Genomic DNA, 21713 nt, shown 5'->3' with positions numbered 1-21713 from the left:
TAAAGACGCCCTCGTTGGCGTCTTTTTTTGTATAATAGTAGTTAGAGGATCATAGTCTTATGACATTAGTTTTTACAACACTAACACCAGAAGAATATAACCAATTTGAATTACAGCAGCCATTAGGTAGCTATACGCAATCTGTTTTACAATATCACCTTTTGCGTCAACGTCAGCGTGACGCATTTTTGTTGGGTGTTAAAGATGACGACACAATCGTTGCGGCGGCATTAGTCACCACCGAAATGACACGTTTTGGACAGGTCTATCTATTTGATCGTGGGCCATTGATGGACTTCAGTAATCGTGAGTTGCTGGCATTTTTCGCCCGGTCGGTACGTCATTTTGCTAAAAAGCAAGGCGCGCTTTATATCATTTGGCGTCCGAATGTTACTTATGCCAATACGGATGATAAGGGGCAATTAATTGGTAGTACAAATGATCAATTCTTAACGATGATGACGACTGCGGGCTTCACGCACGAACCATTCCAATTTGGTATGTCAACGACGGGGTCACCAACTTGGGAATATGTGAAACCATTAGCTGGCTTAGATAATGAACGGGCGATTCGCCAATCTTATACGAAGAACGCGCAATATTATTTAAAGAAAAATCAGCAGTTTGGCATCCAATTGCGCGAACTATCACGGGAAGAGTTACCAGCGTTTAAGCAGTTAACCCAAACGACGGCGGATCGGCTACATTATCACGATAAAGACTTATCGTTTTATGAAGCGATTTATGATAATTATGGTGACGATGCCACCTTTATTTTTGCAGAATTGAACTTTGAACGTTACATAGCAGAAGAAAGCGCCAAGATTGCGGCGTTGGATCAAAAGTTAGCTAAAATTCAAGAAAAAATTGATAAATACCCGCATCAAGATAAGTTTAAGCGCCAATTTGCCGAATTTGATGATCAAAAGCAACATCACATTAAGCGTGTTGAAAAAGCCAACCAACAATTTGCAGCCGCTGGTCAAGCAACGGTTGTTGTTGCTGGGGCACTGTTTATTGCGCAACCACAGGAAATGACCTACTTGTATTCTGGCACGTATGAGGCTTATATGGATTATTATGCGCCGTATCAGATTCAAGATGCGATGATTCAACGGGCAGTGGCACAGGGCATACCGCTTTATAATTTTTATGGTATTTCAGGTCGGTTTGATGGTTCTGATGGTGTGTTAGGCTTTAAAACAGCATTTGCTGGACATGCGCGTCAGTTAGTCGGTGACTTTATTTTACCGGTGAATGGCACAAAATACCGGCTCTATCGGTTATTAAAGCGTTTAACAGGACGCGGTTAAACAGTGCTTTGAGATTAGTCGCGATGACATCATTGGTTTTATCTGTATGAGGAGGCAATTTTATGGAATTGACACATTTTGGACATGCCGCATTACGAATTGTGTCGGATGGCACAACTATCTTAGTGGATCCGTTTATCACGCAAAATCCTTTTTTAAATCACGCTGATGAACTAGTTGAGACACTGGCGGCTGATTTTATTATCGTGACCCATCCGCATGCAGATCATGTCGGCGACACGTTGGCGATTGCACAACGTACAGGGGCCACAATTGTTGTCTTAGCAGATACGCACTATGAGTTTTTGGCGACTAATGATTTACCAGTTATTGCCCCGAATTTTGGCGGTGAGGTGCAACTTACTCCAACCATTAAAATTAAATTCTACCCAGCTTGGCATGCGGTGACGACCGATGGACATGCTAGTATGTCGGCAGGATTTGCCTTAACTATTGAAGGCAAATTATTGTATTTTGCAGGTGATACGGGGTTGTATTCCGATTTGAAACTGGTGGCATTGCGGCAACCGGTTGATATGGCGTTTTTACCAATTGGCGGCTATTATACAATGACACAAGATGATGCCTTGATTGCAGCGAGTTTCTTAACGGCAGCGCACGTGCTGCCAATCCACTATGATACTTTTCCAAAAATTAAAGCTGATGTGACACGTTTTATTGCTGACTTACCGGATGGTGTTGGCTTCAAACCAGCTATTGGTCAACCCTTTAATTTTTAGTGGTATAATGATTAAATATTTAATTGGGGGCCAGTATGGACAATGAAATCATGAGCCGGTCAGCACGGCGTGAACAACAGCAACAAACACCACAGATGCCAAATGGTGGCGGGCAGCCACCAAAAAAGCCACGCCGTCGCCGTAAATGGTGGCGTTGGGTATTGGGACTGGTGGTGTTACTCGGCATTATTGGTGGGATCGTCTTTGCTATGATTTTGGGTAACGTCCACAAATCAGTGGATAAAATGTATCGTAGTGCTGATGTCACTAAAGCACGTAATGTCACCGATCTCTTGAAAGCGGGAAAGCCGTTTTCAATGCTTGTCTTAGGGACTGATACTGGGGCGTTAAAGCGAGATCGTACGGGCTTAACTGACTCCATGATGATCATTACGGTGAACCCAAAGACGAAAACAACGACGATGATGTCGATTCCACGTGATATCATGGTCGCCATTGCTGGGGCAGAATCAACTTTCCCACAAAAGTTAAACGCAGCCTTTCCAATTGCTGGCGTGGGTGCGACAATCACGACTTTGCAAAACTATCTAAACGTGCCGATTGACTTTTATGTGTTGGTGAACATGGGTGGTTTAGAAAAGTTGATTGATCAAGTTGGCGGTGTTCAAGTGGTCTCCCCATTGACTTTTACTTATACGCCGGAAGCAGATACAACCCCTGAAACCTTTAAATACTTTAAGGGCAAGTCACAGTTTGAATATGCTAAGGACGGTAAAAATTTCAAGTCCTATACCACTATGGATGGTAATGCCGCTTTGTCATTTTCACGGATGCGTTATGATGATCCGCAAGGCGATTATGGTCGCCAGTTACGGCAACGTCTCGTTTTGCAAGCATTACTGAAAAAGTCAGCTAGTGTATCAACGCTGTTGAACGACAAGTTTATGGCCTCAATTGCAACCAACGTTGAAACCGATATGACTTACAATGATCTGATGAATCTGGCCAAGAAATATATGCCGGCAACTAAAAATCAAGTGTCTGAACATATGCAAGGTGTTGGTGACATGTATGCTGGGGTGAGTTACCAAATGGTGCCTGAATCTGAGAAACAACGTGTGACGAATAAATTACGACAATCACTGGACTTACCAGCTAAAAAGACTGGGACGCAGTTTGGGAGTGCGGTACCCGCATCCGACTACTGGATTGCTGAGCGAAATCTTAACGTGATTAACGAAACACTAGATCCGCAATAAACAAAAAACGATTACAGACGTAATCGTTTTTTTACGTCTTCTAGATATATTGCTGACGTAATAACGATAATGCTTGGTTACAATAAAGGTGTTGAATAAAAGAAATGGAGATGGCTCATGCAGGTAGCAGGGGATGCTTTACAACACCACGACGTTCAATTTGGTGAACGAAACAAACGGCACATTTTTCATACGACACCGGCGGAAAAACGGGTGGTGCTCGTTTTGTTAGCTATCGGAGCGTTATCATTAGTAATCGCAACATTTTTTGATAAAAATGTGACGCAAGTGATCATGAATCAAAACTCAATTTTTGGTAATTTGTTTCAAAACTATGCGGATCAAGGGGCACAAGTCGTGACTTTCACTTCTGCTGAAGTGATTGCGTGGTTTATTTGGCGCCGGATCGATGATGTGGTGATTAAGTACATCATGACTGCCGGTATGCTTATCTTGGCATTTAACCAAATGCTAGCGTTACTGCAAGATGCGCTAAGTTACACTTTCTCAATGTTAAATAATATTCAAAAAGGTGTCCCAATGGGGATTGCTAACAATACCGCAGCGGTACAAAATTACCCCGAAGCGTTACGTTGGGGGTTGGCAATTATCTTGACCGCGGTATTATCACTGATCTTTGCCAATTGGCTGAACAAAAAGTCAGATGACGATATGAACTATCTGATTGTTGTGGCTATTGTCGGCATTGCAACTGTCTTCATTGCGCAAACCATGATTGGCGAAATGAAAACGTTGTGGGGGGCGCTTCCGACCTTACGAAATGACCACCGTTTCTGGGCACGCGTTTAGCGAATTTACGCCTTGGTATCATATGAATGGCGCCAACGGCCATAATTCATTCCCGTCAGGGCATACGATGTCGGGTTGGTTGTTCTTGTATTTGGCCTTATTTGTTCCCCGAGAAAACATTTCCGCACAAAAGAAAATGACGATTTTTGGGATTGCGATGGGTATTGTGACTGGCTTGAGCCGCGTGCGAATCGGGGCGCATTGGTTGAGTGACGTGACGGTTTCTAGTATTTTGACCGGCCTATTAATCTTTGCGGCCAGCCGACTAATCGGGGCACATTTTGTTGAAAACCAGTCAACATTACGTCAGTTATCCTACGAATAAGCAATCAGCATTACCCTAACGACAGATCATAAAGGTCTGTCGTTTTTAATATTGTGCCAAACCGTCTTCATAACGAGATTGTAATATGCTTAAATGCCCGTTTGATAGGCTTATTTGTTATACTAGTAAGTAATAAATTATATCTAGGATAGGCACATGAGCTATTTAGCTATTGTTGATCTCGGTAGTAATTCAGCCAGAATGGTTGTGGAAGCACTACACGAAGATGGGACGTATACGGAAATTATCCGTGAAAAACAAGATACGCGCATTGCCCAGGGGATGGGAGCAGATCAGATTTTAAAAGAAGTGCCCATAGCGCGCACGATTGCGGCACTTAAACATTTTCAATCGGTCTATGCACCGTTTGCGCCAACTGTGATTGCCATTACGACGGCTGCTGTTCGCGTGGCGAAAAATCAAGCTGCATTCTTAGCACGCGTTGAACGTGAAACGGGTCTCCAATTTCGCGTGTTGACGGGGGAAGAAGAAGCCTACTATGATTATTTGGGTGTGGTGTCAACGTTACCAATCCAAGATGCCGTGATATTAGATACGGGTGGGGCTTCAGTTGAATTAATTGGGGTATCGGCTGGTCAAGATAAAGCGGCCATTAGTTTACCTTTTGGGGCTGTCACGCTATCGGAAAAGTTTCATTTGGCAAATGATATCGATCAAGCCAATATTACCGCGGCATGTGATGATATTTTATCCCAATATCAGACGTTATCTTGGCTGAAAAAGTATGTCGGGCAACCAGTCGTCTTGTTAGGTGGGGCTAATCGCTCACTGGCGCGGATGGGTCAAAAATTGTCGTCTGACCAAGCAACGACGACATTACAAGGGTTTGATATGTCGATTGAGAAAGTACAACAAATCTTTTCCCGCTTACGACAAATGAGTCGGCCAGAACGGGAACGTATGGCTGGTTTGGAAGTATCACGGGCTGATATTATTGTCAGTGGCCTATTGCCCTTGTTAAATTTAATGACGGTGATACAGTCACCACGCGTTATTTTTTCGGAAAGTGGCGTGCGTGAGGGGTTAATTGCAGAAATGATGAAAAATAATGCCTAAAAAATATTACGAATTGACGCCAGATGAACGTTTGGCGTCTTTGAATTTAGATGAACAAGCCATGCAAGCGTGGCGTGATAATCAAAGTGCGACGAATGCACAAATTGTGGAAAACTATATTAGTGATTTTCGTGTACCGATGGGGGTACTAAAAGATATTATCGTTGCTGATCGACATGTGACGGTGCCAATGGCCACAGAAGAACCGAGTGTGATTGCCGCGGCTAATCACGGCGCTAAGCTACTGAATCAAGGTGGTGGTGTTGCGGTGAGTTTGCCAGAGCGAACAGCACTCATTGGCCAATTGTTATTTTCTGGGGTGGCTTATGATGAATTGGCAGCGTTTGTTGCGCGTCAACAAACGGCGTTTTTTACCGTTGCGCAAGAAGCGAAACCCTCTATTTATCGGCGTGGTGGTGGGTTACTATCGGTGACCGCCCGTGCGGTGTCGGCTACAAGTGTGAGTGTCGATTTTACAATTGATACCCGTGATGCCATGGGGGCTAATATTGTCAATACAATTTTAGAAGCTGAGCAAGCGCTATTTGCAGATTTTCAGGCGCAATTTGTCGGGGCCATCTTATCAAATTACGCTACGGCGCAATGTGTGACGGTGACCGGACGGGTGCCGATTGCTAGTATTGGCGGCCAGGCAGTTGCGAAACGGCTCGTGCAACTCAGTCAATTTGGTCATCAAGATGTTTATCGCGCCACAACTGAAAATAAAGGTTTATTTAATGGTATCGGGGCGGTGACGCTGGCAACAGGTAATGATTGGCGCGCGGTTGAAGCGGCTGGGCATGCTTTTGCCAGTCAGAACGGACGCTATCAGTCCTTAACGACCTGGACCATTGCTGGGGACTTTTTGGAAGGGCGGTTAACGATGCCGATTTCGGTTGGGACTGTTGGTGGTGCCATTTCGGCAATGCCACAAGCCCAGCGGGCTTTAGCAATTGTGGCACCGCAAACGGCTGATGAGCTACGCGGCATTATTTTGGCCGTTGGGTTGGCTCAAAATTTGGCGGCACTCAAAGCGATTGCGGATGGGGGTATTCAAAAAGGCCACATGAAAATGCACTATCGCGCCCTAGCTTTGCAGGTTGGTGCACGTGACGATGAGATTGCCACTTTGGTTACACAATTACAGGCGGCGGAACAAGTAGATGCAGCCATCGCAACAAACCTACTAAGGGAGATGAGAAAATGAATCCAAAAATTCAAACATTATTAACGGCGGTCAATGACCTTTATCCAGGGACGGTGATGACGCGTATCGGTGGTCCGGCGACCGATGAACTACATATTGATCGTGTGTCACAAGAACTATTTGAAGATCGTTTATTGATTGAATTGGCAGAAGGGACCGAAAGCGATTTTCTATTTGGTAATGAATTATTAAAAATGTTACTGACGCTTAATGGTGTAACACCACAACTATTTTTTGCGTTGACGTTCCAGGATGATGCACTAGATCAGCAACTCATTCAAATCGCCACACGGATGCACCGTACGGTTGTACATGCCATTACGTATCGTGAATTACAACAAAAAGGGATTTTAACTGACGCGACCCAACGGGCTTATTTGGCTGGTGTGAAGTCAGAATTAACGGTTGAAAACGGCGAATTAGATGATGAAAGTCTCTGGCGCTTGTTGGCTTTGCTAGACGCTCTTGTATTTGCTGACGCGAGTGGGGCAGACTTTTCCGAATTGGCAACGCTGTACCCATTGGCGTATACAGCGGCGACCAAGTTGGTCGCACCAATTCTAGCTGCTGACTTAAAGCAACCACGGCACATCCGGCGTCAAATGACAGCGCTATTTGGTGGTGTCGATGAGGTGTTAACAGCTTGGGGTAAGCCAACAGTGAACGCTAAGGAATATGTCACGTTAATGAGTGTCCTATCTGAACGTCAACTATCATTGCCGGTCAGCCAAGTCTTTACGATTTATCATTCAGAAATGATTGATTTCCAAACAAAGAAGTCTGCCTATGTTGGCTTGGGAAAAATCGATTCACAAAATAGCTTTGTTGTGTCAAAGCCAGATGATCAAGATTCAGCGACATTCTTTAAAGCACTTTATCAAATGAAAGTCGGTGACCTCTTTAATAAGCTTGCTTTGCCATACATTCAACGGCGCTAAGGGGTGAGCAAGATGTTGGTCACACCAGAAATTCAAGCACAATTTGATACGGCTAAAAACATTGTTTTCATGACTGGTGCGGGTATTTCCACACCATCGGGGATTCCGGATTATCGCTCAAAAAATGGGTTATACCAAGGTAATACATTACAACCGGAATACTTATTGTCAGCGACTGCGTTTCAAGTGGCACCGGAAATGCAGTATCAATTTATGAAAGAGAATATGTATTTCCCGGATGCTGCCCCGAACGTCATCCATGACAAAATGGCACAATTTACCCAAAAAGGCCAAGCACGCATTATCACTCAAAATGTGGATGATTTACATGTGAAAGCCAACACGGTAGCATCACGCTTAATTCGATTTCATGGGTCATTGTATGACGTTTATGCGCCAGTTGACCAACAACCGGCAACGGTGGCTGAGTATTTGACAAGTATGCGCCGTGCTGATGGGGCGCTACTGCGGCCACGGATCACGTTTTATGAAGAAATGCCGTTTGAGGTTGATCAGGCTGTGACGTGGGTTAACCAAGCTGATTTGATTGTGATTGTCGGGACGAGTTTTCAAGTGTATCCCTTTGCTGGGCTATTGCAGTATGCTGTCGCTGGCACACCGATATTAGCCATTAATCTGACACCGATTGAGACATCTTATCCCGTCACGCAAATCATTGGGGATGCCACAACTTTTTTTGATACACTGACAGTATAGCCAACAGCGTTGGCTTTTTTTAATGTCGTGGCGTAGACAACGCAAAATTTAGGGATCAAAGGCCACTAATGACGTTTTGTTACACAAATGTAATTATTTAATGAAAGGGCTTACGGTTCCAGTTGTTATAAGTTAGGTTTATCATTTTAGCCAAAGATACGTCAAAAAAACGTCGGTGAGCCATGGCCGGCGTTTTTATTGTGTTGACGAACAGGGGGAAAAGTGGGATATTTAATATATATTAGGGCGTAAATAGCCGAGTTAGATACCTTTCATAAGCTTTCAACAACTGAGTTGAATGAAACCCTTTATGAAAAATATTTAGCACTTTAATACGCGTTTAGCTCACGGTTAAGCTGCGCCAAAAAAAGTGAATACTAAATGCGTACTTTAGTCGGAATTCGTATGTTTTTGTCCTGAAGAGAAATCCAAAGGAGAAGTAGAATGCAAGATTCAACAAAAGATCAAGCAAACACTAAGAAACATTTCGTCGAATCAACTGAGGAGCAACTCAGTTTAGGCGATGTAAATGGTTCAATCGAAGCCCCAAAGGACGGCTCATTTTGGCGCAAACTTTTAGCCTTTTCGGGGCCAGGTGCGTTAGTTGCCGTTGGGTATATGGATCCCGGTAACTGGGTGACATCTGTTAATGGTGGTGCTCAGTACCACTACGTTTTGTTGTCAATTGTTTTGATTTCCTCACTGATTGCCATGATGTTGCAATACATGGCGGGTAAGTTGGGGATGGTTAAGCAAGAAGACTTGGCACAAGCCACACGTGCCCGCACAAATAAAGCGGGTGGTTATGCGTTATGGGTGATTACGGAATTGGCCCTGATGGCAACTGATATCGCCGAAGTTATTGGTGCGGCCATTGCCTTGCACTTGTTGTTTGGTTGGTCAATGATTGCCTCAGTGCTGACCACGGCCTTTGATGTCCTCCTCTTGTTGTTACTGATGAAATTTGGTTTCCGCAAGATTGAGGCGATTGTCATGACATTGATTTTGACAATCTTATTGATTTTCGCTTATCTTGTGATTTTATCAAAGCCAGATGTTGTGGCGATGTTTGGCGGATATTTGCCACAATTGCAAGCAGTATCAACCCATGGGCCAGCTGGCGTCGATTCACCATTGCTGATGTCACTTGGTATTATTGGTGCGACCGTTATGCCGCATAATTTATACCTCCATTCATCAATTGCCCAAACGCGTAAAATTGATCGTGAAAATCCAGGTGAATTAAAAGAAGCTGTACGTCTGATGACGTGGGATTCAAACATTCAATTGTCATTAGCCTTTGTAATCAACTCATTGTTGTTGGTATTAGGTGCGGCCTTGTTCTTTGGCCATGCCGATCAGGTGGGAACGTTTGGTGCCATGTATGATGCGTTGGACAATAAGGCCATTGCTGGGGCGGTTGCGTCACCAGTATTGTCAACATTGTTTGCGGTGGCCTTGCTGGCCTCTGGTCAGAACTCAACAATCACAGGGACGCTAACGGGTGAAATTGTCATGGAAGGCTTTATCCGGTTGCGTATTCCAATGTGGATCCGTCGTGTTATCACGCGTGGCTTAGCATTGATTCCAGTAATTATCTTTACGTTGTTGTATGGTGGTGCCGAAGCTGAGTTAGATCAACTTCTGGTTTATTCACAAGTCTTCTTATCACTTGCCCTACCGTTTGCGATGGCACCGTTGATTTACTTTACGTCATCAAAGAAAATCATGGGCGAGTTTGCTAACCCACGTTGGATGGCCATTTTAGGTTGGATTATCTTTGCCGTCTTGACGATTTTAAACCTTCAGATTATTATTGACTTAGTGACAAAGGTAATGAGTCGTTAATTGTGTGTTAAAAAAGGAGAGACTGTATGAGTGAATTAAACCTAAACATCGAACCAATACAATTTAAGCGCATTTTGGTTGGTGTTGATGAGTCTGAGCAAGGGTATGTTGCGTTGGCAAATGCTATTCATCAAGCAAGTGAAGATGATGCGCACTTGATTATTGCCTCAGTACTGGAAATGGATGACCTATCAACCATTGATGCCCTCCACTTAGATGCCATTAAAGAACGTCGTGCGACGATCGAAGCTAATTTAGCCAAGTATGCTGCTTATGCCAAGTCAAAAGGCGCTGAAAACGTCACAACTATCTTTGCGGATGGTGACAAGGCTGGTGAAGTACTGTTGCAAGACGTGGCGCCAAAAGTTCAGGCAGACTTGATTATTGTTGGCGCACATTCGCGTGAAGGGTTCTGGGAATCATTAGGTTCTCAAGCCGCTTATATCGCACGTCATGCCAAGATTTCATCAATGGTAGCCCGTAAGTAATATAATAAAAAAATCGCCGATCGGCGATTTTTTTGTACACACGAAACCCCAGTAGCCTAACGCGGCTGCTGGGGTCTTTTTTGAGAGATTTATTTAAGAGAAAAGAATATTTGGGAGAGATTATTCGATGAGAAGTGTGACCCGTACGGGGTTTCGTGCGTTGATGGGACCCGTCAACTGGTGCCAAACATGGCAAATACCTACCTTCCTAAACGCGTCGTTGTTTGAGATGACTTGTTTTTTGATTGTCTATACTATAACGTCGAGAGATTAAATCAGTATAAAATAGCGTTGTTTTTAACACATGAAATAAATTTCATGTTATAATATATGAAAAATAATTCATATAAAAATTGGGGGATCCTTATGGTTGAAACATTATTAACGGCTTTAACATCATATATTGGGACCACGTCAGATTATTTCGTGGTACTACTCTTACTATTTGCGCAATTCCGTACGCAGCCGCAACGACAAGCCATTATGTGGGGCGCTTATCTGGGGAATGCGTTGCTAGTGTTTGTGGCGGTCGCAATTGCACTCTTGCTAAAGCGTGTGCCGGAAGAATGGGTGCTTGGTTTGTTGGGCTTTGTGCCAATTGCAATGGGCTTACAAAAGTTTTTCTCATCAAAGGATGAGGGGGAAGAGGTTGCTGAAAAGTTAGCACGACTAGATAAGCGTAAAATTGTGATGACTGTCATTGGACTCACGGCGGTCACTTGTGGTGCCGATAACTTAGCGCTTTATATTCCTTACTTTACGATGGCTAATTTTGCCTACTTACCAGCTATTTTGGTGATCTTCATCATCGTTTTGACGGTTGTGATTTATTTGGCTAAAAAGTTTACTGATTTTGCGCCAGTTCATCGTCTTATGAACAAGTATGGTGATTGGATTCAATTGATTATTTATGTTTTGTTAGGTAGTTATGTCTTATTTGATGCCGGTACCATCCAGCATTTGCTTAGCCTGTTATAATAGGAGTATGAACAAGAAATCGATTACTGAACTAGAAAAAATTTTTAAAGTCTTAGGCAATCGCCAACGTTTGACCATTTTGTCATTGTTGCAGGAACGCTCGTATACCGTTTCGGAAATTATGGCACAGCTTGATATGGAACAATCCGCCGTGTCACATCAATTAAAGGTATTGCGTGAAGCGCAGCTGGTGACAACGCAACGTCAAGGGCGTTTGGTTTTGTATTGCCTGAGTGATTCGCACATTTTGATTTTGTTAGATAACGCGCTCAAGCACGTCGATCACGTGTTTCACAACGATCAAGAAAAATCTGAGATTAAATTTGAAAAAAAGGGTTGACGAATTTGTTAATTCCTGGTATTCTTATATAGTTGTTTGATACGAAAAAAAAGCATAAGAATACATGCCGTTGTGGCGGAATTGGCAGACGCGCTGGACTCAAAATCCAGTGGTGGCAACACCGTGTGGGTTCGACTCCCACCGACGGCATCCTTAAAAAAGCTATCTCTTAATGAGATAGTTTTTTTGTCGCAATACAGGTCATAAAAAACACGCCAATAAGTTGGCGTGTTGTGATTAATTTTGTAGTTCTAACAGTCGCTTGCGCAAAGCGTCATCGTAAGCGGTCAGGTAAAGGCCGTACTTACCACGCTTGATGAGGACGTTTAAGACATTAGCAATGAAATCTTGGTATTGTGCCGGCGTAAATTGCATATCTTGGCGCTTCTTAAAAATTTCCTTGTGGGAATATTTTTCTGGGATAATGGTCATTTGATCGGTTTTTGGATCATAACCAAAGGATGGGCCAATAATCATGCCGACATAATTCAAATCAAAGCCTTGTAAAGTATAAATTGTGCCAACCTGGGTAATGGATGATTCGCGTTTCGCCCAGTGCGTGCGTTGCGGATCCCATTCATCCCAAGGCAAGGAGAAGGTATCCATTTCAACGTTGTGCCGCCCATCAATACGTGGGAAACCAGAAGTGGCGACCACGCGACTTAGGCCAACGGCTTTGTTTTGTGCTTTGATTTTTTCGTAGAGTTCGCCAGCCGTAGCAAACACTTCAAATTCAAAATCGCTGTCTTTTGGGAAGGGTGTCAGTGGCTGCTGTGCCGTGAGGCGATCCATCCAGTCCACTTGGGCTTGGCTGGCTACCATACGATACTGGAAATCCATATCGAATTGGCGATAAGGATGTTGGCCAATCGTTTTGCGTAGTAATTCTTGTGACCAATACATTTTAGATTGGAACACTTGGTTGAAATCGTAAACGACGACAACGACTTTGGCTAAATTCATTAAATCAGTCAACTGATTATTGCCGCGGTAATGTGCGTAAGGTTCAGACTTTGAATAGAGTAAATGGGCTTCGTCGACAAAAATCACATCGTATTGGCGGTGATTTTTCTGGGCGTCGTTAATGAGTGCCGTTGGTCGGCGGATCGCTTTAGGATTGAGGCCAGGAAAATCTTTGGCCATATCTTGGTAGGCTTTATACAGCTCAGGATGATTCACAACGAGCGCGGTTTTAAACCGTTTGTCTGTCATGTATTGTTTGACAAGTTGCATGAGGACTACGGATTTACCGGTACCAGCAGCACCTTGGATAACTGCTACGGCATGTTCTTTACCGGCTAAATGTTGCTTAATGTAGGTGTTCATGTCGGCAATGACATGTTTTTGATCATCAGAAAGATTGTCAATGAGAAATTGTTCTTTTAAAATTTTATTCATGATTACGCTCCAATACGCTCTATTATACTATAATTGCCTGATCATCATGAAGTAGCTGGTTAGCATGTGTATAATATAAGATATGAGAGATGAAAAAATGAGTGAAGTGATGACAACGCAGGCGACGATAGACCTGCTCGTGACGGTTGATGATCACTATGTGAAGCCGTTAAAAGTGTTACTATTTTCGATTAAACAAACCAATCCTGGGCAGCACTTTGATGTTTGGTTGTTGCATGCCAATATTACGCCATCAGTCTTGCAGGCGCTGGCGACTTTTGTTGACCAGTTGGGGTTTAACTTGCACGCGATTAAGGTACCGCTTGCCGCGTGGGCCGAAGCGCCTACTGCTAAATTCAAACAATATCCACCAGAAATGTATTTCCGGCTGTTGTGCGGGGATTATTTACCGGACACTTTGCATCGGGTCATTTATTTAGATCCAGATATTTTAGTGATCAACCCGATCAAACCGTTATTTGACATGCCGCTGGCAGGGCATATGTTGGCGGCCGCCAGTCACATGGGATTGACGGGTATTACGCAAACGATTAATCATGTGCGTCTCGGGACGCGTCAAGCCTATTTTAATTCCGGTGTGATGTTGATGGATTTGGATAAAATGCGTCAACGGGTGCGCTTGCAAGATATTTTTGATGTCATAGCATCGCGCGGTCGGGAACTGATTTTACCCGATCAAGATATCTTAAATTATTTATACGGGGCAGATATTTTGCCAATTCCAGAGGAAGTTTGGAACTATGATACGCGTGACAACATTGTGCATTATGCTAAGAGTTTTGGCGAAGTGGATATGCAGTGGGTGATGAAAAATACAGTCATTCTCCATTTTTGTGGCCGACCAAAGCCGTGGGAGAAGAGTATTATTAATCGCTATGCCGTGCTTTACCAACATTATGAACAATTATTGGTCAATACACAATTTGAATAATATAAAAAGGCAATCTCATCAGCTAGCGTTTCGACGCACTGGCTGATGAGATTGCCTTTTTTGCTGTTTAAGCAGACCATTGATTGGTTTGGAAATCGGTTAAAATACGATCAAATTCTAAGATTTGAGCCGCGTTTGAGAGATGATAGGCCTGATGAAAGTCATCCCACAGTTGTTGGACGCGCGCAGGCACGTGTTCCAGTAAAGTGTCGCCGGTAGCTTGGCTATAAGCGTTACGGCTCCACTCTGCAATAATGTTGTATTCTTGTCCGAGCATAAAATGTCATACCTTTAGTGTAAAAAATTTATTAGATATCCAATATAACATATAAAACCTTACACACCTATTTTTTTGCTTCCTAAAAGTAATAGGTTAGTATATTTCAAGTTAAATCAAATAATAATTTCATTTTATCATAGCGTTAAAAAAGTTGCACAAGTGGTATTGTTTTTAAAATAATGAGCTTGTCATATTATTTAGGTTAGATTATAATTAGTTTTATTAAGTAATAAGGAAATAGGATGTATGAAAAATTGGCAAAAATTTGCAGCGGGTGGCGCAGTTGTCGTCGTTGCATTAGCAGGAACGCGTGCCGCTGGTCTCTGGGGCACATCACAAACAAAAGATCATCAGGTATTACACTTTTCACTACCGACACCACTGAACGGATTAGATACCGCAACTGTCACGGATGAGTATTCAATGGATATTGTTGGTAATGCTGGGGAAGGTCTGATGCGTGCTGATAAAAACGGCACGCCACAACCAGCACAAGCAAAGTCGGTTAAGGCGTCTGCTGATGGTAAAACCTGGACCATCACGTTGCGACCAGACTTGAAGTGGTCAGATGGGTCAGCATTGACAGCAGATGATTTTGTTTATGGTTGGCAACGTGCTAACGACCCGGCAACAAAGTCGGAATATGCGTATTTGTATAGTGGGATTAAAAATGCCGATAAAATCCAAAGCGGTGACGCTGACAAGAAAACTTTGGGCATTAGCGCTAAAGGCAACGTTTTGACCGTCACCTTAGAAAAACCGCTCCCGCAGTTTGAAAGTCTATTGACCTTCCCAACATTTTTCCCACAGCAGCAAAAGTTTGTGGAAAAGCAGGGCAAGCAATTTGCCACCACTGCGGCCAAGTCTTTGTATAATGGCCCGTACAAGTTTGAAGGTTGGCAAGGGACGAACAACCAGTTTAAGCTTGTGAAGAATGAGCATTATTGGGATGCCAAAAACGTTAAAACACCAGAAATTGATTTCCAGGTCATTCAAAAACCTGAAGTGGCTGTACAAATGTACAAGACTGGTAAGCTAGATGCAGCGCTAGTGAATACGCCGCAGTTAGCACAGGCCAACAAAAACAATAAGGGCTATCGCGTTACGCCACAAGCAACAACTGTTTATTTAGCTTATAACCAAAGTGGCAGCGTGAAAGCCTTGACGAATGCTAAAATCCGACAAGCGTTGAATTTGGCGACAAATCGTTCTGAATTGAACTCACAAGTGCTATCTGGTACGTCAACAGCAGCAAATTCCTTTACACCAAAGGGCTTGAGTCAAGCTAATGGAGAAGACTTTGCAACGTATGCCAAGCAAGATTATGCATATAATCCAACTAAGGCGCGCGAATTGTTCAAGGAAGGGCTGGCTGAACTTGGGGTCAACGCTGTCACGTTGGAAATTGAAGCAGACACTGACCGTGTGGCCAATGCTAAAGATGTCGTGAACTACTTGCAAGGCCAGTGGAGCAAGACATTACCAGGTTTGACCGTGACCCAAAAGTTTGTGCCATTTAAGCAACGTTTGCAAGATGGTAGCAATAAGAACTTCCAAGTGATGCTGACGCAGTGGGGTGCTGATTACGCTGAACCAACAACCTTCTTGGATTTGGCCGCCACTGACAACCCGAACAACTATAATCACAATAGCACACCGGCCTATGATGCCTTGTTAGCCAAGGCTAAGGGCGTTGATGCGACTGATGATAAGCAACGGTCGGCTGATGAGTTGGGATTGGAAAAAATTATCCATGAACAAGCATTGTTGAACCCGCTTTATTATCAGGCACAACCAGAATTGGTAAATCCAAATATCAAGGGCTTCTACCACCATGCGGTAGGGGTGCCACTTGATTTCAAGACGGCTGTGCGCCAATAAAAAATGAAAAAGAACAGGTTGCGTTATCGCTACCTGTTCTTTTTTCAGGATAAGAAAAGCCATGCTAACCCAATTGTTAACATGACTGCTGCAATCGTAATGACCGCTTTTCCTTTAAGCGGCCAAAACAATTGCGCGATACATTGCTGTATGACTCAAAAGTTATGACCCCCTTTCCTAGATTGTTTACAGTGTACAAGTTCATACCGTTAAAATCAAATCATTTGCTTGAGATGAGTTTGTTATAATGAAAGATATCAAGTTAAAAAATGGAGGCGCGGCGTGACGAACACGCCCATGATCGATGACAAATAAAATACCGGTAATTTTTGATACAGATCCAGGGATTGATGATGCGGCGGCACTCACGGTGCTGTTAACGGATGATCGTTTTGACGTGAAATTAATCACTGCCGTTGCTGGTAACGTCTCTGTGGATAAAACAACCAAAAATGTTCTAAAATTAACCCATTTCTTTAACCGGCCAGATGTTGCGGTTGCACGTGGCGCGGCAAAGCCACTTGTGAAAGCCTATCAAGATGCGGCCAATATTCATGGTGTCGATGGTTTGGCTGGGTATCACTTTACCGAACCATCAACTAAAACCGTGTCCTTATCAGCGGTTGAAGCGATGCGGGCAACGTTGCTGGCGAGTGATGAAAAAATCACTTTGGTCGCTGTTGGCGCCTATACAAATATTGCCATGTTACTGCAAAGCTATCCAGAAGTAACCGATAAAATTGCGCGCATTGTGGTGATGGGGGGCAGTTTGTCCGGTGGTAATATGACGTCTGTTGCTGAATTTAATGTTTTCACGGATCCAGATGCAGCTAAAATTGTGTTTAATAGTGGGTTGGATGTGACGATGATTGGTTTGGACGTGACGCTAAAGGCGCTGCTGACGGCTGAATCAATGGTAACACTTGCGACAATGAATAAAACGGGTGAAATGCTAACGGCGTTGTTTAATGCTTATGGGGATGGCTCCATGGCAACAGGAAAACCCATGCATGATGTGAACACGTTATTTTATTTGCTTTCGCCGGAAAAGTACACAATTAAGGACTATTGGGTTGATGTGGTGACTGACGGACCAGCCATCGGGGCGACAGTGGCAGATAGCCATGCGAGAACCCATACGACCACGAATGTCCATGTGGCGACCGACATTGATGTGGCTGCCTTTAATGCGTGGTATTTATTAGAAATTGCGCAAATTAATGATGCGGCTGTGAATGCTGGAAAGCTTGAAAATTAGGCTTTTTTCAGGTATTCTAGTATTAGTTGTAATTGGCGCTTTTCGTGCTGCAAAAACTTGAAAACGGAGTAAGAAATTGACAGTCGATGAGTTTGTTTCAGCTTTGAAAAACGCTGGTATCCAGTTAACTGAAAATCAAATCCAACAATTTGAACAATACTTTGATATGTTGGTGACGACGAATGCGCATGTGAATCTCACGGCGATCACAGAGAAAAAGGATGTGTACTTAAAACACTTCTATGATTCTTTGACGGTGGCGCAATATGAGAAAGACCTACAGCAGACGACTGGGACGCTGATTGATGTGGGTACGGGGGCAGGTTTCCCGTCACTACCGCTTAAAATTGCCTTTCCAAACTTGCAAATTACCATGGTTGACGCGTTGCAAAAGCGTGTGAAATTCTTGCAAGATGTGGTCACAACGCTGGGCTTAACAGGCGTGACAATTGTGCATGGCCGTGCAGAAGACATTGGCCAAGACCCAAAGTATCGTGAACAATTTGACTACGCCACGGCACGGGCTGTGGCACGGACGAGTGTGCTTGCCGAATATACCTTGCCATTTGTAAAAATTGGTGGGGAATTCTTGGTGATGAAGGGTTCTGCTGCAGAGCAAGAACTAGCGGATGGCCAAAAAGCCTTAGCCACGTTAGGTGGTCAGTTACGTGAATCATTTGAATTCACCTTGCCTAATGGCGATACACGCTACGTACAAATTGTTGATAAAAATAAAAAAACACCAAAGAAGTATCCACGACAAGCTGGTACCCCTAGCAAAAAACCGATTGGATAATCTTAAAAACGCTTGGCGCCGATGCGTGCCGATCGGAACAAATAATTAGTGTTGACAGAAAGGACGTCAAAACCAAATGGCACAAATAATCGCATTAGCCAACCAAAAAGGTGGTGTCGGCAAAACGACGACGAGTGTAAACTTAGGTGCAGCGCTTGCCCAGGCCGGACAACGTGTTTTACTTGTGGATATTGATGCGCAAGGGAACGCAACCAGTGGTTCAGGCATTGATAAATCAGAACTTGAACGTGATAGTTATGATGTCATCGTTGATGGTGCGCCGTTACACGAAGTGATTGTGCCAACGGATAACTATGATTTGGTGCCAGCAACGATTCAATTGTCAGGTGCTGAAATTGAACTGGCTGATAAAAAAGAACGTGAATATCGCCTCAAAGCAGCACTTGCCACTGTGGCTGATGATTATGATTTCATTTTGATTGATAATCCACCAGCTTTAGGGTTACTGACGGTTAATGCTTTCACGGCAGCAGATGCCATCTTAATCCCCGTGCAAACGGAATTTTATGCCTTAGAAGGTTTGGGGCAATTGCTCAACACCATTGAACTGGTGCGTCAGCAGTTCAATCCGGACTTAGATATTGCGGGTATCTTATTGACAATGTATGACGGTCGGACGAATTTAGCCAAGCAAGTTGCCGAAGAAGTGCGTAATTATTTTGGTGATAAGGTCTATGAGACCGTGATTCCACGCACGGTGCGGTTGAGTGAGGCGCCATCATATGGCCAAGCAATTATTGATTTCGATCCACGCTCAGTTGGTGCACAAGTCTATACAGAACTGGCACAGGAGGTCTTGAAGCAATATGGCAACTAAAAAAGGTGGTCTGGGAAAAGGGCTTGGTGGCTTGTTTAATGCCAACAATGTGACGGAAGAAGCTTTAGAACACACAAAGTCAGTGACAAAAAAGGCGAGTGATACTGAGCAAGTTGAACGGCTGGCATTAGATAAAATTACCCCTAATCCGTTTCAGCCACGGCATCATTTTGATGCGGCTAAGTTAAACGAACTCGCCAAGTCGATTAAGGCTTCAGGGGTGCTGACACCAATCATTGTGCGCTGTTTGGGACGCGAATACCAAATTATTGCGGGTGAACGACGGGTGCGGGCTTCAAAGTTGGCCGGCCTAACAACAATTAGCGCCATTGTTCGGACAGTTGATGACGAGACGATGGCGGCAGTGGCTTTAATTGAAAACTTGCAGCGTGATGATTTGGATGCGATTGAAGAAGCGCAAGCTTACCAAGCATTAATGACGCAGCTGCAATTAACCCAAGCTCAAGTCGCTGAAAAGGTTGGTAAAGAACGGACAACTGTGGCCAATGCCGTCAGATTGTTGAATTTACCAACGTCAGTTCAAGATTTGGTGCAAGCTGGTGACCTATCAATGGGGCAAGCGCGGGCCATTTTGGGCTTGAAAGCGAAGTCACAAATTGAAAAAACCGCTGTGCTTGTCGTGGCACGACAATTAAGTGTTCGCCAAGTTGAAGCGCTCGTGAAGCAAATGAATGCGGGCGCTAGTGACAAACCAGAAAAGGTTGTGTCACCTTATGTGGTGGCCATTGCTTCACAATTAGAAGAAAAATTTGGGACAAAAGTCAAAGTCAATGCCGGTGCTAAAGGTAACGGGAAAATTGAAATTAACTATGTTTCTAACGATGATTTGAATCGCATTTTAGATTTATTAGACATTGAGGTCGAGTAATATGGTGCAACCATTAGACTACAAGTTAAATGACATTGTTGAAATGAAAAAGCCACACGCTTGCGGTGCTAATGCTTGGCGTATTACCCGCGTAGGTGCGGATATTAAGTTAAGCTGCACGCAGTGTGGCCGTGGCATTATGATGTCACGCTTTGACTTCAATAAACGTTTAAAGAAAATTTTACACTCAGCAGATGCTGAGATGTAATGGGTTTGATTAAGAAAGGAAACGTGCTCCAAAGATGCTAACGATGACGTGGGTATCTTTGTCACATACTTAAGATATGGCACTTACTGCTGGAATCGTCGGCTTACCAAACGTCGGCAAATCAACACTTTTTAATGCAATCACTAAAGCGGGCGCTGAAATGGCGAACTATCCCTTTGCCACGATTGAACCTAACGTAGGGATGGTTGAAGTCCCAGATGATCGTTTAGCACGGATTCAAGAACTCGTGCCTGCTGATAAAATCATTCCAACAACGTTTGAATTCACTGATATTGCTGGTATTGTAAAAGGGGCTTCACAAGGTGAAGGCTTAGGCAACAAGTTCTTAGAAAATATTCGTCAAGTGAATGCCATTGTGCACGTGGTGCGTGCGTTTGATGGCGATGATATTATTCACGTTAATGGGGTAGTTAATCCATTAGACGACATTGATACCATTAACACCGAGTTGATCTTGGCTGATTTGGAAACAGTGGAAAAGCGTTACGCAAAAGTTGCGCGTGCCGCCAAAGGGCAAGATAAAGATGCCAAAGCGGAATGTGCCGTTTTGGAAAAAATCAAGCCAGTGTTAGAAGCCGGCAAGTCAGTCCGCTCAATCACGTTTAATGATGATGAACAAAAAATCGTCAAAGGGTTATTCCTATTAACGACGAAGCCTGTCTTGTATGTTGCCAACTTAGCAGAAGACGACATGGCTGATCCAGAAGGTTCAAAGTACTTTAATGACATTAAAGCCTTTGCGGCAAGTGAAGGCGCAGATGTGATTGGTTTGTCAGCTAGTGCAGAAGAAGAAATTGCCCAATTAGCTGATGAAGATAAGGCTGAATTCTTAGAAATGGCTGGGGTCACAGAACCTGGTTTGAACAAGTTGATTCGGGCTGCCTATCATTTGTTGGACTTGCGGACATTCTTTACTGCTGGTGGTAAGGAAACACGCGCATGGACGTTTAAAGCAGGGATGAAGGCACCACAAACTGCGGGTGTAATCCATTCCGACTTTGAACGTGGCTTTATTCGTGCCGAAACAATCGCTTTTGATGACCTGGATGCTTTGGGTTCAGTTAAAGCGGTGAAAGAAGCGGGTAAGTTGCGTTCAGAAGGTAAAGAATATGTTGTCAATGATGGCGACATTATCGAATTTAGATTTAACGTGTAAGCATCACGGCCTGACGTGATGAAGCGGCAGGATGC

General features: G+C 43.7%; 21 protein-coding genes, 1 tRNA gene and 1 pseudogene. 21 read left to right on the top strand and 2 right to left on the bottom strand.

What is annotated here, in order from left to right; genetic code table 11:
* Positions 1-59 precede the first annotated feature (59 nt).
* The 13 genes and pseudogenes from A9176_RS01465 to A9176_RS01405 all read left to right on the top strand — a co-directional run bounded on the left by A9176_RS01465 (position 60) and on the right by A9176_RS01405 (position 12151).
* The gene (locus A9176_RS01465) at positions 60-1313 is read left to right on the top strand and encodes an aminoacyltransferase (protein ID WP_077281949.1); all 1254 of its coding nucleotides are present in this window, start codon (positions 60-62) and stop codon (positions 1311-1313) included.
* A 62-nt stretch (positions 1314-1375) separates the two neighbouring features.
* A complete protein-coding gene (locus A9176_RS01460; RefSeq protein ID WP_048700637.1) occupies positions 1376-2053 on the top strand; it encodes a metal-dependent hydrolase in 678 nt (225 codons plus the stop codon).
* Positions 2054-2088: 35 nt separating this feature from the next.
* On the top strand, positions 2089-3273 hold the full coding sequence (locus A9176_RS01455; protein ID WP_048700636.1) for an LCP family protein: 1185 nt from the start codon (positions 2089-2091) through the stop codon (positions 3271-3273).
* 117 nt (positions 3274-3390) lie between these two features.
* Positions 3391-4408 (top strand): annotated as a pseudogene (locus A9176_RS01450) (phosphatase PAP2 family protein).
* Positions 4409-4564: 156 nt separating this feature from the next.
* Positions 4565-5485: an exopolyphosphatase gene (locus A9176_RS01445; protein ID WP_077281948.1), complete on the top strand. Its 921-nt coding sequence runs from the start codon at positions 4565-4567 to the stop codon at positions 5483-5485.
* The gene (locus A9176_RS01440; RefSeq protein WP_077281947.1) at positions 5478-6692 is read left to right on the top strand and encodes a hydroxymethylglutaryl-CoA reductase; all 1215 of its coding nucleotides are present in this window, start codon (positions 5478-5480) and stop codon (positions 6690-6692) included. The genes A9176_RS01445 and A9176_RS01440 overlap by 8 nt, the downstream gene beginning before the upstream one ends.
* Positions 6689-7630, top strand: coding sequence for a nitrate ABC transporter ATPase (locus tag A9176_RS01435; protein ID WP_077281946.1), 942 nt, complete (start codon positions 6689-6691; stop codon positions 7628-7630). Before A9176_RS01440 ends, A9176_RS01435 begins: the two co-directional genes overlap by 4 nt.
* A 12-nt stretch (positions 7631-7642) precedes the next feature.
* A complete protein-coding gene (locus A9176_RS01430) occupies positions 7643-8347 on the top strand; it encodes an NAD-dependent protein deacylase (protein ID WP_077281945.1) in 705 nt (234 codons plus the stop codon).
* A 444-nt stretch (positions 8348-8791) separates the two neighbouring features.
* Positions 8792-10195 (top strand): Nramp family divalent metal transporter, encoded by a 1404-nt coding sequence (locus A9176_RS01425; RefSeq protein ID WP_029510290.1) that lies wholly within the window; start codon positions 8792-8794, stop codon positions 10193-10195.
* A 26-nt stretch (positions 10196-10221) separates the two neighbouring features.
* The gene (locus A9176_RS01420; RefSeq protein WP_009999766.1) at positions 10222-10683 is read left to right on the top strand and encodes a universal stress protein; all 462 of its coding nucleotides are present in this window, start codon (positions 10222-10224) and stop codon (positions 10681-10683) included.
* Between the two features lie 366 nt (positions 10684-11049).
* Positions 11050-11661, top strand: a complete 612-nt coding sequence (locus A9176_RS01415) for a cadmium resistance transporter (protein WP_048700622.1) — start codon at positions 11050-11052, stop codon at positions 11659-11661.
* Positions 11662-11668: 7 nt separating this feature from the next.
* Positions 11669-12001 carry an ArsR/SmtB family transcription factor gene (locus A9176_RS01410; RefSeq protein ID WP_077281944.1) on the top strand — a complete coding sequence of 111 codons (333 nt, stop codon included), beginning with the start codon at positions 11669-11671 and terminating at the stop codon, positions 11999-12001.
* A gap of 66 nt (positions 12002-12067) precedes the next feature.
* Positions 12068-12151, top strand: a tRNA-Leu gene (locus tag A9176_RS01405).
* A gap of 87 nt (positions 12152-12238) precedes the next feature.
* Here the strand turns inward: A9176_RS01405 and A9176_RS01400 are convergent.
* On the bottom strand, positions 12239-13399 hold the full coding sequence (locus A9176_RS01400) for a DUF2075 domain-containing protein (protein ID WP_029510287.1): 1161 nt from the start codon (positions 13397-13399) through the stop codon (positions 12239-12241).
* 82 nt (positions 13400-13481) lie between these two features.
* Here A9176_RS01400 and A9176_RS01395 point away from each other — a divergent pair, with 82 nt between their 5' ends.
* Positions 13482-14351 carry a glycosyltransferase family 8 protein gene (locus A9176_RS01395; RefSeq protein WP_237049513.1) on the top strand — a complete coding sequence of 290 codons (870 nt, stop codon included), beginning with the start codon at positions 13482-13484 and terminating at the stop codon, positions 14349-14351.
* Positions 14352-14418: 67 nt separating this feature from the next.
* Here A9176_RS01395 and A9176_RS01390 read toward each other — a convergent pair whose 3' ends face one another.
* Positions 14419-14628: a hypothetical protein gene (locus A9176_RS01390; RefSeq protein WP_029510285.1), complete on the bottom strand. Its 210-nt coding sequence runs from the start codon at positions 14626-14628 to the stop codon at positions 14419-14421.
* A gap of 249 nt (positions 14629-14877) precedes the next feature.
* On the opposite strand from A9176_RS01390, the gene A9176_RS01385 reads away from it, so the two are divergent.
* The 7 genes from A9176_RS01385 (at position 14878) to ychF (ending at position 21678) form a co-directional block, all read left to right on the top strand.
* A complete protein-coding gene (locus tag A9176_RS01385) occupies positions 14878-16512 on the top strand; it encodes a peptide ABC transporter substrate-binding protein (RefSeq protein ID WP_077281942.1) in 1635 nt (544 codons plus the stop codon).
* A gap of 304 nt (positions 16513-16816) precedes the next feature.
* The gene (gene rihC / locus A9176_RS01380; RefSeq protein ID WP_077281941.1) at positions 16817-17770 is read left to right on the top strand and encodes a ribonucleoside hydrolase RihC; all 954 of its coding nucleotides are present in this window, start codon (positions 16817-16819) and stop codon (positions 17768-17770) included.
* Between the two features lie 76 nt (positions 17771-17846).
* On the top strand, positions 17847-18566 hold the full coding sequence (gene rsmG, locus A9176_RS01375) for a 16S rRNA (guanine(527)-N(7))-methyltransferase RsmG (RefSeq protein WP_048700613.1): 720 nt from the start codon (positions 17847-17849) through the stop codon (positions 18564-18566).
* A gap of 76 nt (positions 18567-18642) precedes the next feature.
* Positions 18643-19404, top strand: a complete 762-nt coding sequence (locus A9176_RS01370) for a ParA family protein (RefSeq protein WP_009999754.1) — start codon at positions 18643-18645, stop codon at positions 19402-19404.
* Positions 19394-20293, top strand: a complete 900-nt coding sequence (locus A9176_RS01365) for a ParB/RepB/Spo0J family partition protein (RefSeq protein ID WP_077281940.1) — start codon at positions 19394-19396, stop codon at positions 20291-20293. The genes A9176_RS01370 and A9176_RS01365 overlap by 11 nt, the downstream gene beginning before the upstream one ends.
* A gap of 1 nt (position 20294) precedes the next feature.
* Complete coding sequence (locus A9176_RS01360; protein WP_029510280.1) at positions 20295-20501, top strand: DUF951 domain-containing protein; 207 nt, start codon at positions 20295-20297, stop codon at positions 20499-20501.
* Positions 20502-20577: 76 nt separating this feature from the next.
* Positions 20578-21678, top strand: a complete 1101-nt coding sequence (gene ychF / locus A9176_RS01355) for a redox-regulated ATPase YchF (RefSeq protein WP_077281939.1) — start codon at positions 20578-20580, stop codon at positions 21676-21678.
* The last annotated feature ends 35 nt before the right edge of the window (positions 21679-21713 follow it).

The sequence above is a fragment of the Leuconostoc garlicum genome, from assembly GCF_001998805.1.
GTDB classification, from domain to species: domain Bacteria; phylum Bacillota; class Bacilli; order Lactobacillales; family Lactobacillaceae; genus Leuconostoc; species Leuconostoc lactis.
Note: the sequence above shows the minus strand (reverse complement) of the source record. Positions and strands in the feature narration are given on the sequence as shown.